9 protein-coding genes are annotated in these 11,939 nt (G+C 65.0%); all 9 read right to left on the minus strand.

Going from position 1 to position 11,939, the window contains the following annotated elements; genetic code table 11:
- Nucleotides 1-38: 38 nt before the first annotated feature.
- The 9 genes from RM572_RS25645 to RM572_RS25685 all read right to left on the minus strand — a co-directional run bounded on the left by RM572_RS25645 (nt 39) and on the right by RM572_RS25685 (nt 11,933).
- Nucleotides 39-1,622 (minus strand): long-chain-fatty-acid--CoA ligase, encoded by a 1,584-nt coding sequence (locus RM572_RS25645; RefSeq protein ID WP_311675759.1) that lies wholly within the window; start codon nt 1,620-1,622, stop codon nt 39-41.
- Nucleotides 1,609-5,535, minus strand: a complete 3,927-nt coding sequence (locus RM572_RS25650) for a type I polyketide synthase (RefSeq protein WP_311675760.1) — start codon at nt 5,533-5,535, stop codon at nt 1,609-1,611. Before RM572_RS25650 ends, RM572_RS25645 begins: the two co-directional genes overlap by 14 nt.
- A complete protein-coding gene (locus tag RM572_RS25655; RefSeq protein ID WP_311675761.1) occupies nt 5,532-5,846 on the minus strand; it encodes an acyl carrier protein in 315 nt (104 codons plus the stop codon). Before RM572_RS25655 ends, RM572_RS25650 begins: the two co-directional genes overlap by 4 nt.
- A 10-nt stretch (nt 5,847-5,856) precedes the next feature.
- Complete coding sequence (locus tag RM572_RS25660; RefSeq protein ID WP_311675762.1) at nt 5,857-6,396, minus strand: FcoT family thioesterase; 540 nt, start codon at nt 6,394-6,396, stop codon at nt 5,857-5,859.
- A gap of 38 nt (nt 6,397-6,434) precedes the next feature.
- The gene (gene ccrA, locus RM572_RS25665) at nt 6,435-7,760 is read right to left on the minus strand and encodes a crotonyl-CoA carboxylase/reductase (RefSeq protein ID WP_311675763.1); all 1,326 of its coding nucleotides are present in this window, start codon (nt 7,758-7,760) and stop codon (nt 6,435-6,437) included.
- Nucleotides 7,761-7,800: 40 nt separating this feature from the next.
- The gene (locus RM572_RS25670; protein WP_311675764.1) at nt 7,801-8,544 is read right to left on the minus strand and encodes a thioesterase II family protein; all 744 of its coding nucleotides are present in this window, start codon (nt 8,542-8,544) and stop codon (nt 7,801-7,803) included.
- 1 nt (nt 8,545) lies between these two features.
- Complete coding sequence (gene metK / locus RM572_RS25675) at nt 8,546-9,769, minus strand: methionine adenosyltransferase (RefSeq protein WP_311675765.1); 1,224 nt, start codon at nt 9,767-9,769, stop codon at nt 8,546-8,548.
- A gap of 88 nt (nt 9,770-9,857) precedes the next feature.
- Nucleotides 9,858-10,727, minus strand: a complete 870-nt coding sequence (gene scoE / locus RM572_RS25680) for a (3R)-3-[(carboxymethyl)amino]fatty acid oxygenase/decarboxylase (protein ID WP_311675766.1) — start codon at nt 10,725-10,727, stop codon at nt 9,858-9,860.
- A gap of 72 nt (nt 10,728-10,799) precedes the next feature.
- A complete protein-coding gene (locus RM572_RS25685; RefSeq protein WP_311675767.1) occupies nt 10,800-11,933 on the minus strand; it encodes a Rossmann-fold NAD(P)-binding domain-containing protein in 1,134 nt (377 codons plus the stop codon).
- Between the last annotated feature and the right edge of the window lie 6 nt (nt 11,934-11,939).

Here is an 11,939-nt window from a genome sequence, read left to right on the forward strand (position 1 = left end):
GCACAGTGGGGAGCGGTGAACTGACTGGTCGGGGGCTTTCAGCCGACGTTCCTCTCGCGGGTGCTCCAGAAGGGCTCGCGGAGCCGGCGCCGGAGGATTTTGCCGCTGGGGTTGCGCGGCAGGTAGTCGGTGAACTCCCAGCTGGTCGGGATTTTGAAGGCGGCTAGGTGGTCCCGGAGGCCGAGGGCGAGCTGGCGGCGCGTCGCAGTGGCGCCGTTGGCGAGGACGACTACTGCGTGCAGGCCCTCGCCCCATCGCTCGTCGGGGACACCGACGACAGCGGCCTCGGCAACGTCGGGAAGTTGTTCGAGTGCCTTTTCGATCTCGGCCGGGTAGACGTTTTCGCCGGCGACGATGACGACGTCCTTGATGCGGTCGCAGATGTAGAGAAAGCCCTCGGCGTCCAGGTATCCGGCGTCTCCGGTGTGCACCCAGCCGTCCTGTACTGTCTCGGCGGTCGCGGCGGGAAGGCGCCAGTACTCCTTCATGCGGGCGGGGGTTTTGATGCAGATCTCGCCTACTGCGCCGTTCTCCAGCTCTTCTCCCTTCTGGTCGAGCACCACAACGTCGACGCCGGGGTAGGGCCTGCCGGCGGCTTTGAGGAGGTTTCCTCCTCTCGTGTGCGCATCGGGTGGCAGGCATACGGCTGTGTTGCCTGTCTCTGTAAGCCCGTAGATCTGGGCGAAGTCGCATTTCATGGCGGCCCGGCAACGTTCGAGTAGCGCCTGGGAGATGGGGGACCCGCCGTAGACGGCCTTGCGTAGCGTGCGAAATGCCTGCGGTGACGCGCTCTGCTCGGAGGTCAGCATGTGGAGCATGGCCGGCACCATGCATGTGGTGGTCACGCCCATCTCGCGTATCAGGCGAAGCGCCTCGCCGCTGACGAAGGCACGCATCGCGATGTTCGTGACACCGGCGTTGAGTCCTTGGACCGCCCACCACAGTCCGCCGACGTGGAAACCCGGCACGCCGATCAGGCTGGTGTCGTCAGACCGCCAGTCGATCCAGTCCAAATCCGCACGCTCGAGCATGTCCCGTACGGCGAAGAAGCTGCGGTGGGCGAGGACGACACCTTTGGGTAGGCCCGTGGTGCCGCTGGTGTAGATCTGGACGATCGGGTCGTCGCGGTCTGCGGCGACGCTGTCGAGCGCGCCGTGGTGTTGGGCTTTCCAACTCTCCAGGCCTTTGCCCGGACCGTCGGGGCCGTCCAGCACCACGGTGAAGCGGAGATCGGGTAGGCACCAGGCGATCTCCTGCACAGCAGCGAGGAACTCCTCTTCCACGAAGATGAGTTGCGCTGTGGCGTCGCTCAGGATGTGCTTGATCTCAGGTGGGGAGAGGCGCCAGTTGATGGGTACAAGCACTGCACCGGACTTCGCGCATCCGAAGAGGACGTCGTAGTAGTTCTCCGATTCCTTCCCCAGGTAGGCGACACGTACTCCGCGGTTGACGCCCACCGACCTGAGGGCGCTCGCCGTCCGGTCGCTTTCGGCGTCCAGTTCGGCATAAGTCAGGGCGCGGGTGTCGCAGACGATCGCGTCTTTCGCCGGGAACCGTGCGGCGTTCCACCGGATCGTCTCCACCAGGCTCTCCGTCTTGTGAGCTCTGTCAAGCTTGTTCATCTGAGGCCCCCTCAGTCGGTGCATCGGGCGCGGCCTTGGAGACCAGGGCGTCGGCCAGGGCCTCCACCGTGGGGTTCTGGAAGATGGTCCGGGCGTCCAGCGGCACCCGGAACGCTGTTTCCGCTACGTTCTTGAGCCGTACGGCGATGAGCGAGTCCATTCCGAGTTCGAAGAAGGAGACGCCTTCGGGGATGTCGCCGGGATCGGAGTAGTGGAGCAGTTGGGTGACGGTTGCCAGGAGGAAGGCGTTGGCGGATTCCCGGCGTTGCTCCTCGGACATGCCGTTCCACTCCTGCAGGTCGAACGCTGGGGTCTGTGCGGCGTGCTCGTTCGCACTGGGGTCTGCGCTCTGGGAGTGGTCCTTCGAGGTCCCGTGCCGTGGTGATGTGGGGGCTGTCGATACACGCTGGAACCGCAGGCCGGTCATGCAGAACACCGGGCTGCCGTCTTCGTCGAGGACGGCGAGTTCGGCGGTTACCTGTTCTTCCTCGTTGTGGACTGCCCGCAGGATGCTGCGCAGGACGGTGCCTCGGGGCTTGCGGAAGAGCTGAGCCTGCTCAGCGCCCACCGAGACGAATGCGGTGTCCTCGGCCATGCGGTCATGGAAGAGTCCGGCGGAGCTCTGGAGCGCGCCGGCCAGCAAGGCTGGGTGCAGGAAGTCCGCCGGTGCGGCCCGACGGCCTTCGATCACTCCGATGACGGTGGCATCGACGTATCGCTCGGCCCGTCGCAGGGTCCGGAATGTGGGGCCGTAGCCGGCGCCGTGCTGCTGGAAGTGGGCGTCCAAGTCTGCGGTGTTCAGCGTGAGTTCTGCAGTGTCCTCCGAGGTGGGCAGGGGCCGCAGGCGGTCGGCTGTACGGCGCAAATTGGTGCCGTCGTCATGGTCGGTGTGGGGTTTGATGTGCGCGCTGACGTGCAGCCGGTCTACCGTGTGGTCGACGGAGCCGATCCGGCTGGTGATCTCGACGCGCAGGGCGCCTTCGGGCTCCTGGTGTGCGCAGGTGCGTAGGGCTACGGAGTTCGCGGAGAGAAAGAGCGGTTCGTGGAACGTCAGCTCGTGCACTGGGCGGGTGGTTTCGCCGAACACCGCGTCCTGCAATGCCATCAGCATCTCGACGAAGCCGGTGCCCGGGAAGACTGGGGTTCCGTTCAGGTCGTGCTCGGCGAGGTATGCAGGCCGGCTGGCGCTGATACGGGATTCGAAGGTCCTTGGCTCTGCCAGGTGTTCGGGGTCGCTGGGTACTTCCTGCCCAAGGAGCGGGTGCAGCTGGGCGGAGGTGGTGGTCGTGACGGTTCCGTCAGGCTGGGGAAGCCAGTACGGCTTGCGGTCGAACGCGTACGTCGGGAGGGTTACGCGCGTCCCTTCAGCGCCTTGGTGCCAGTTCTTCCAGGAGATGGGCAGGCCTGCGCTGTACAGCCGGGAGGCCGATTGCAGCATGGTGGTCCCGGACCGGTCGCTGCGGTGCATGCTTCCGAGCCACAGGTGTCCTTCGTCGCTCGCGCACTCTCGGCCCATGCCCGTGAGTTCCGTGCCAGGACCGATTTCGAGGAAGATGTGCCGTCCGCGGTCTTCGATGGCGCGGAAGGCGTCGGCGAAGTCGACGGTGTCGTGGAGGTGGCGCATCCAGTGGTCTGGTCTTGTCATCTCTCCCGGCTGCGCAATCCGTCCTGTGGTGGTGGAAGCGATCGCGAACTCCGGTTCGGAGTACTCCATCTGCTCCAGCACGGCGCGGTAGTCGTCGGAGATCTCGTCCATCAGTGGCGAGTGGGAGGCGACGGGCACCTGAAGGCGTTTCACCTTGACGCCGGCGCTCTCCAGGCGTGCCGCGACTTCGGCCAGGGAGTTTGCGCCTCCAGAGACAACGCACTGGCTGGGGCCGTTGACCGCTCCGAGGGAGAGGTCTGGGTGAGATGTCAGGAGTGCTTCGATCTGTTCCCGGGGGGCCTCTACCGCCGCCATCGCTCCGGTGGAGGTCTTGTCCAGCAGCTCGCCCCGTCGTGATACGAGCTGTACTGCGTCCTCGAGGCTGAAGATGCCGGCGATCGTGGCGGCAACGATTTCCCCCAGGCTGTGGCCGATGAGAACGCTCGGGCGTACACCCATCGAGAGCCACAGCTTCGCCAGGGCGTACTCCAGTGAGAACAGCCTCGCCGTCAGGACACCGGCCCCGGTCGGTATCGGCTGCCCGTCGGTGTCCCGCAGGATTTCGTCGCGAACCGAGTAGTCGACGAACGACTCGAAGAGGTCACTGCACCGGTCGATGTGCGTTTTGAAGACGGGGAACCGCTGGTAGAGGGGCAGCCCCATTCCGGGGTACTGGGAGCCGCCGCCCGAGAACATCAGTGCGATGTGCTTCCTCGCGGTTGTCGGCGGTCGCCGGTCGTGGTGGCTGCGCTGACGGTCGATGAACCGAGTGAGCTCTGCGGTGCTCCGCACGGCGGCCGCAACGCGCCAGGGGTGGTGCGCTCTCCCCACGTTCGACGTGTAGCAGAGGTCCGCCAGGTCGGTGTCTCCAGTGTCGGTCAGGAAGGCTGCGTAGGCGTCGAGCTGCCCATGCAGGGACCTCGCGTTCTTCGCCGACAACGTGAAGACGACAGGAGCGTCGACGCTGTCATGTTGCGTGGAACTGCTCGGCTCAGGGTCGGCTTCCTCCAGGACAACGGAAGCGATCGTGCCCGTTGCGCCGTAGGAGTTGACCAGTGCGCGTCGGCTGCCGCCTGTCCACGGTGTCGGCTCGACCGGGATCCTCACCGGCGAGCGGTCCCATGGAATGCTGCGCGAGGGGGTGGCGAAGTTGAGGTGGGGGTAGATGGTGCGGTTTTGAAGTTGCAGGACGGTCTTGATGAGGCCGGCCATACCGGCGGTCGATTCCAGGTGCCCTATGTTCGTCTTGACCGACCCCACGACGATGGGTTTGTCGGCGGAGTGGGAGCCGGAGAAGACCTCGGTGATGCCGCTGATCTCGATCGGGTCTCCGAGCGCAGTCCCAGTGCCGTGGGCCTCCACGTATTGGATGTCGTCGGCAGCGAGTCCGGCGTTGTTCAGCGCCGCCCGCATGAGCAACGCCTGTGCCTTGCCGTTGGGCGCCATCAGCGCTGCGCTCTCGCCGTCCTGCCGGACAGCGGATCCGCGGATGAGGGCCAGGACGCGGTCACCGTCGCGTCGTGCGTCGTCGAGGCGCTTGAGCGCGATCATGGCGACGCCTTCCCCACGGACATAGCCGTCGCCCGCTTCGTCGAATGTCTTGCACCGGGCGTCGTCGGCGAGCACTCCGGAGCGGCTGGCCATCACGGGATATGCGGGATCGCTGATGAGGTTGGCTGCACCGCACAGGGCGAGACTGCATTCGCCCATGCGCAATCCCTGGACCGCCAGGTGTACGGCCACGAGAGACGATGCGCAGGCGCCGTCGACGCTCATACTGGGGCCGCGGAGCCCCATGAAGTACGACACCCGGCCTGAGGCGCCGCAGTGGAACATGCCGGTGCCGGCGTACAACTCGACCTGGTCCACCGGTAGTCGGGCGATCTCCATGGCGTAGTCCATGCCGGTGACGGCGACGTACACGCCGGTGTCGCCGTGTCGCAGCGATGTGGGGTCGATGCCGGCGTTCTCCAGGGCTTCCCAGGCTGTCTCAAGGGTCAGCCGGTGCTGTGGGTCGATGAAGGCTGCTTCCCTGGGTGAGATGTTGAAGAAGCCGGAGTCAAATCCGTCGATGGCCGTCAGGTAGCCGCCGTCGGTGCAGACGTCGTCGGGAACGCCTTGTGGCAGCCGGCCTTCCGGGAGCTTTGTGATTCCGGAACGGCCGTTGTTGAGGAAATCCGCGAAGTCCTGCGGCGTGTTGTTGTTGCCTGGGAAGCGGATGCCCATTCCCACGATCGCGATGGGAACATCTGTGTATGCCTCAGTCACTGACGACTCCCCCCGTTCTGAGTGATGAGTTCATCGAGGTGCTCCAGCAACTGCGCGATAGTGGGGTCGTTGAACAGGAGGGTGGTGTCAACCTCGCATTCGAAAGTGTGCTCAATGTGTTCCTTCACCTCTGTGAGCTGGAGCGAGGTGAGCCCAAGGTCGAAGTAGTTCTCTTCCACGGAGAGGTCGTCGGAGTCCTCCAGGAAGAGGTGTTCCCTGAATGTCCGGAGCACGATGCTCTCTAGGAGCATCTCCCGGTCGGTCTTCGGGAGGGCGCGCAGCTGCTGCAGGTTTACAGAGGTGGAAGGCATGGTGTCCTCGTCAACGGGGTGAGGGTGGGTTGGTGATGACGAGTTTGACGGCTCCGTCGGCGTGCCCACCGGCGCCGTCGGAATACCCACACACGGTTTCGATGATCACCAGTGGGCGGTCTCCGCTGCGCTGGGTGATCTTCGAAAAGGTCAGGGTGCCAGAGAAGGCGGCGCCTTGCATGGGCCTGCGGAACTTGCTCTGGAAGTCCGCGATGAGGACGTTCGGGAGCTGGCGTTGCCAGTAGTCCGCCATGGTCCAGGAGTCGAAGGGCTCGATGAGCGACTCCTGGGCGGCCTTGGCGATGAGGTAGTAGGCCATCTGGTTGTAGCAGATGTTGAACTCCACCGAGTTGAAATGCCCGGTGGCGGCGATATAGCAGGATTCGGGTATCTCGAACGTGGCGTGGAGGGTCAGGCAGTCACCTTGCTCGACACGTGCGGTCTTGAGGTACCGGCAGTTCGTCTTATACGGCTCGAGCACGCGGTCGAGCAGCAATTTGTCGGCTTCCAAAGAACTCAGGTCTGCGGGCAGCGTTTGCTGAGAAGTCACACTCTCTCTCCTTCTGGGTCAGCGGGGCAACTCCAGCATCAGGCGACTCTGAATGGGTTTATCTGTGCCTCGCCAATCTTGTCTCTCAGCGTCTGGTCTGTGATTCCCATGCCTTCCTTCGGTGCGAGGCAGAGAACTCCTACCTTCCCCATGTGCTGATTACGCTGAACGAGCCGGGCTGCCTCGCCTGCTTCTGCCAGTGGGTAGACGGTGGACAGAACTGGGGACAGCTTTCCAAGGTCGAAGAGCCGGCTGCATTCAGCTTGCTCGTTGAGGTTGGCCGCGTGACTGCCAAGGATGCGTTTGGAATTCATCCAGAGGTAGCGGTTGTCGTATTGGTGCTGGTATCCGGTGCTGGAGCCGCAGGTCACCACGGTTCCGCCGCGGCGGACCACGAAAACCGAGATTCCGAACGTGGCCTTTCCCACGTAGTCGAAGGCAACGTGAGGATCCTCGCCGACCTCTTTGCGGATGAGCCGGCCGAGACGCTTCCCCTGCTCGATGGTCTGCTCGGGTCTCGAGTCGCCGGTCAGGCCGGCTTCCTCGCGGTTGATGACGACGTCGCACCCGAGTGCGCGGAGGGCTCGCTCCTTGGCCTCGGTACTGACGACTCCGATGGGAATACCGCCTGCTTGCCTCACCAGCTGGACCGCGAAGGCGCCCAGCCCTCCGGTTGCTCCCCAGATCAGTACGACGTCACCGAGCTTGATCCGTGCACCTTTGTCGCTGATGAGCATCCGGTACGACGTCGCGGCCGTCAGCATGGTGCTGGCCGACTCTTCCCATGTCAGGTGACCCGGCTTGGCCAGGAGCTGGCTCGCTTTTACCACCGCGTAGTGAGCGAGACCACCGAAGTTCGTTTCGTATCCCCATGCGCGCTGTTCTGCTCCGAGCATGCTGTCGGCATGGGTCGCCGGCTCGTGGTCGTCTACCTGGATGCAGGAGACGACCACGTGGTCGCCGATGCTCCAGCGTCGTACGCCCGCCCCCGTCCGCACCACCACGCCCGCAGCGTCCGACCCGACGACGTGGTAGGGCTGGTCGTGGCGCTTGGCGTCGGCGTTCTGCCTGCCGTATCGCTTCAAAAAGTTGAAGGTGGGCAGCGGCTTGAAGGTGGCCGACCAAACTGTGTTGTAGTTGATGGAGCTCGCCATGACCGCCACGAGAACTTCATCCGGTGCGAGGCTCGGCATCGGAACGTTTCCGATGCGCAACGAGCGACGGACGTCTTCGTCGTCCGTTCCGTCGAACATTCCGACGTCCTCGGCACGGAGGTGCGCAGCCGTGTACAGGGTGGGTACGTCTTCGTCCTCGAGCGCGGTGGGAGATGCGCCGGCTATGGCGGCTTCGGCCAGGGCGTCCATAAGGTCCCTCTCTGTCGTGGCTGGAGGCGGGTGCGAGTGGCTAGCAGAAGACGGTGTGGCGCAGTGCGGTCATGAAGTCGCGAGGGCGGTCACGGAAGTAGAAGTGGCCCCCGGGGAACAGGTGCGTGTGCGGTTCATGCCGTGTGTGTTCACGCCAGCCGGCCAGCTCTCCGGAGATCGGGTCTTCTGTTCCGCCGAACAGGGTCATAGGGATGTCGAGCGGCGCGTGTGGTTGGTGTCGGTAGGCAGCGAGTAGCTGGAGGTCCGCGCGGTAGGCCGGTGCCATGAGCGCGGCCATGTCCGGGTCGTTCCTTATCTCCTCGGGGACCGTTCCGTACTTCCCGTCGACGAAGGCGAGGAGGTCCGCGTCGTCCAGGTGCGACACCTCGGGCCTCGTTACCTGTGCGTGCGGCGGCCACATCGCCGACAGCAGAGGACAGTTCGGGGTGACTCGTTCCTCCGTGGAGAGCCGGAGGGCTGTTTCGAAGGCGATGAGCGCGCCAAGGCTGTGTCCGAAGAACATGAATGGCTCCGGGAAGTCCAGCTGTGTCATAAGAGCCTGGACGAGGTGGTGCATGTCGGTGATGGCGTTCTCCGACGTCCGGCTGCCGCGCCCGGGCAGTTGAACGCCCCAGACCTCCGCGTCGGGCAGGTCATCTGCCCAGCGGACGTACTCGCCCGGGGAGCCCCCGCTGTGGGGAAAGCAGTAGATCCGCACTTGGGCGTCGGGATTGCGGCGGCGGCAGAGGAGCCACTGCCTGGTGGCATGCTGGACTTTGGTCACGTCACACTCCCGCGGCCTGGCGGAGTGCGTCGACGCGGTCGGTGCGCTCCCAGGTGAAGTCCGGCAGCTCGCGGCCGAAGTGCCCGTAGGCGGCGGTCTGGGCGTAGATCGGGCGCAGCAGGTCCAGGTCGCGGATGATCGCGGCCGGGCGGAGGTCGAAGACGTCCGAGATGGCCTGCTCGATCTTCTCCACCTCGACCTTGGCGGTGCCGAAGGTCTCCACGAAGAGGCCGACCGGTTCGGCCTTGCCGATGGCGTACGCCACCTGCACTTCGCAGCGGGTGGCGAGGCCCGCGGCGACGACGTTCTTGGCGACCCAGCGCATCGCGTAGGCGGCGGAGCGGTCGACCTTGGACGGGTCCTTGCCGGAGAAGGCGCCGCCGCCGTGGCGGGCCATGCCGCCGTAGGTGTCGATGATGATCTTGCGGCCGGTGAGCCCGGCGTCGCCCATCGGGCCGCCGATCTCGAAACGGCCGGTGGGGTTCACCAGCAGCCGGTAGCCCTCGGTCTCGATCTTGATGCCGTCCTCGACGAGCTGCTTCAGCTCCGGCTCCACCACGAACTCGCGGATGTCGGGGGCGAGGAGGGAGTCGAGGTCGATGTCCGCCGCGTGCTGCGAGGACACCACGACGGTGTCCAGACGGATCGCCTTGTCACCGTCGTACTCGATGGTGACCTGCGTCTTGCCGTCGGGGCGCAGGTAGGGGATGGTGCCGTTCTTCCGGACGGCCGAGAGCCGCTCGGAGAGGCGGTGCGCCAGGGTGATGGGCAGCGGCATCAGCTCGGGCGTCTCGTCGCAGGCGTAGCCGAACATCAGGCCCTGGTCGCCGGCACCCTGCTTGTCCAGCTCGTCGGTGTCCTCACCTGCGGCGGCAGCTTCCACCCGCTTCTCGTACGCCTCCTCGACGCCCTGGGCGATGTCCGGGGACTGCGCGCCGATGGACTCCGAGACACCGCAGGACGCACCGTCGAAGCCCTTCTTGGACGAGTCGTAGCCGATCTCGAGGACCTTGTTGCGCACGAGGGTGGAGAGGGGCGCGTAGGCCTTGGTGGTGACCTCGCCGGCCACGTGGACCAGACCGGTGGTGATCAGCGTCTCGACGGCGACGCGGGAGGTCGGGTCGTCCTTGAGCAGGGCGTCGAGAATGGTGTCGCTGATCTGGTCGGCGATCTTGTCGGGGTGGCCCTCGGTCACGGACTCCGAGGTGAACAGGCGGCGGGACACATCGCTCCCTGGGGTGGCGGGGTTGAGTTGACGCATGCGTTGCGGCGGACCGGCCTGGGGGGTCTGGTCCGCCGCCGGACCGCTTTTGTCACCAGTCGTGGATATCCATCACGGTGACCCTGTAGGACACCGCCGGCTCCGGGGTGCTGGTGTGGAGCGCCCGGTGGATCAGACTGCGGTTGTCCCAGATCAGCAGGTCGCCCTCTTCGAAGCTCTGCAGATGGATGTTGTCGTGCGTGAACGTCGTATCCCGCTGCCCTGTGGAATCGAACAGCTCCTGGAGGACGTCTTCGTCCACCGGGGTGCCGTCCTTCTGCATTAGCTCGTGCGTCAGCGCCTCACTGATGTAGAGGATCTCTTCGCCCGTCACCGGATGCGTGACCACTGTGGGGTGGAAGACGTCCGGGTTCTCTTTCTCGATTTCGGCCAGTATCTCGCCGATGGGCCGGAAGACATCGGTGGGCCGGATCTTGAAGTAGCGCTTGGAGCTGTGACGGGCGCGGGTGCCGGCAGCGGCTTGCTTCAGTCGCTCTGGCAGGCTCGCGTAGGCGCGTCCCATGTCGATGAAGTAGGTGCCTCGGTTCTTCTTCGGCACCACTTGCGGATAGATGAAGGTGAGTGAGAAGGGTCGCGGCATGAACGAATAGTCGGAGTGCCAGAACTTTCCGGTCTGCGGTACACCGACTCGTTCCCCGTCCTGCGGGACGTTGGAGGAGACGAAGATCTCCTTGCATTCGGGGTGGTGGTACATCGGCTGGTAGTACACCTCGGGCTCACCGAATCGGCGTCCCAGCGCCACGAACTGCTGGGGAGTCAGCTTCTGGTTCTTAAGAACAACGATCTTCTGGGTGTAGGCGGTCTGCTTAATGGCCTCGACGTCGTCGTCCGGAGAGATGAGGGCGTCGAAGCCTTCCACTGTTGCTCCGAACTTGCCGTGCTCTTGGGGAGTGATGTCCATGTGGCTGCTCCAGGGGCAGTGCGCTCGGGCCATGCAGGGCTGAAGGCACCTGGGGGGGGATGGGGTTCGGAGTCAGGCGGTGCCGACGCGTTCGACGAGCTGGGCGTAGCGGGCGGCGATCTCTTCCGCCTGGTGTTCACTGTCTTCGAGGCGCATGGTGGAGCACTCGTAGCCCAGGACCCGTTTCATGACGGCCATGTTCTTCTCGCTGTAGCGGACCGAACCGTCGTCTCGGATCTCGTCGATGCCCTCGTAGACGAGTCCGCCCATGTTGATGCGCTTGGCTTCTTCTAGGCTTAGGTCGTCGGGCAGGGCGAGCGAGACGCTGCTGTTACTGACCCAGACTGGGTAGCCGCCGATGAGGTTCAGCGCTCCGGGAGAGTGGACGAGGATCTCGTTTTCACTCATCAGTGCGTCGAGAACGGTGACAGCGGACGCGGCGGTGAGCATCACGCCCACCTTTCCGCCGATGCGGGGGTACCGGGCTGCGGCTGTCTTGAGGACCTGGTCCACGTCGACGGTCTGGGTGACGTCGGTGCCGTCCCGGTACACGGAGAAGTGGAATGGTGCCCCGTCGGCGTGGCCCTTGCGAGGAAGGCGGGTGGTGGCGAAGTGCTCGGCCACCAGGCGGACGGTCACCTGCGGCAGCGGTGCACCGAGTTCTTCGGCAGCTGCGCGACGCAGTGCGGGTATGGCGTTGGCGACGTTGCCGATGCCGATGTCCGGGGCGAGTCCCACGGAGTCGAGGATCCGGTGGGTGGCGTCGGGCAGGGCGGCGTTTGCCACCTTGGTGTCGATGCCGGAAGCGCGGACCGCCTGCATCAGCTTGTAGATGAGGGTGAGCTGGATCGGGAGCCAGGGGCCGATTTCGGCCTGGTTGAGCTCGTCGAGTATCGGCTTGGGCAGTTCGGTCACCACCCACCACGCCTGGAGGCTCACCGTGCTGAGGATGATGTCCGGTCGTAGGTGTGCCAGGGTCTCGGCCGTGTGGTCGATGTCGTGGACGTCGATGACCGCGGTTTCCACGTTCGGCTGGTAGCCCAGGTGCGTCGCGGCGAGGACGGAGAGGTTCGCTCGGCGCTCGAGGTATTCGGCGTCTCGGCCGGCGACGATGATGCGGGGGCTGTCGGGCCTGCGGATCAGCATGTCCAGGACGTGGCCTCCCATGTTGCCAAGGCCAACGATCATGACAGTGGGCTGCGTCATTCTTGT

This window comes from Streptomyces hazeniae, assembly GCF_031845485.1.
In the GTDB taxonomy this organism is placed as follows: domain Bacteria; phylum Actinomycetota; class Actinomycetes; order Streptomycetales; family Streptomycetaceae; genus Streptomyces; species Streptomyces hazeniae.

Coding starts and splice junctions, on each gene's coding strand:
- RM572_RS25645 (WP_311675759.1), bottom strand. CDS start 1,622: ATGAACAAGCTTGACAGAGCTCACAAGACGGAGAGCCTGGTGGAGACG.
- RM572_RS25655 (WP_311675761.1), bottom strand. CDS start 5,846: ATGCCTTCCACCTCTGTAAACCTGCAGCAGCTGCGCGCCCTCCCGAAG.
- ccrA (WP_311675763.1), bottom strand. CDS start 7,760: ATGGACGCCCTGGCCGAAGCCGCCATAGCCGGCGCATCTCCCACCGCG.
- scoE (WP_311675766.1), bottom strand. CDS start 10,727: ATGGACATCACTCCCCAAGAGCACGGCAAGTTCGGAGCAACAGTGGAA.
- RM572_RS25685 (WP_311675767.1), bottom strand. CDS start 11,933: ATGACGCAGCCCACTGTCATGATCGTTGGCCTTGGCAACATGGGAGGC.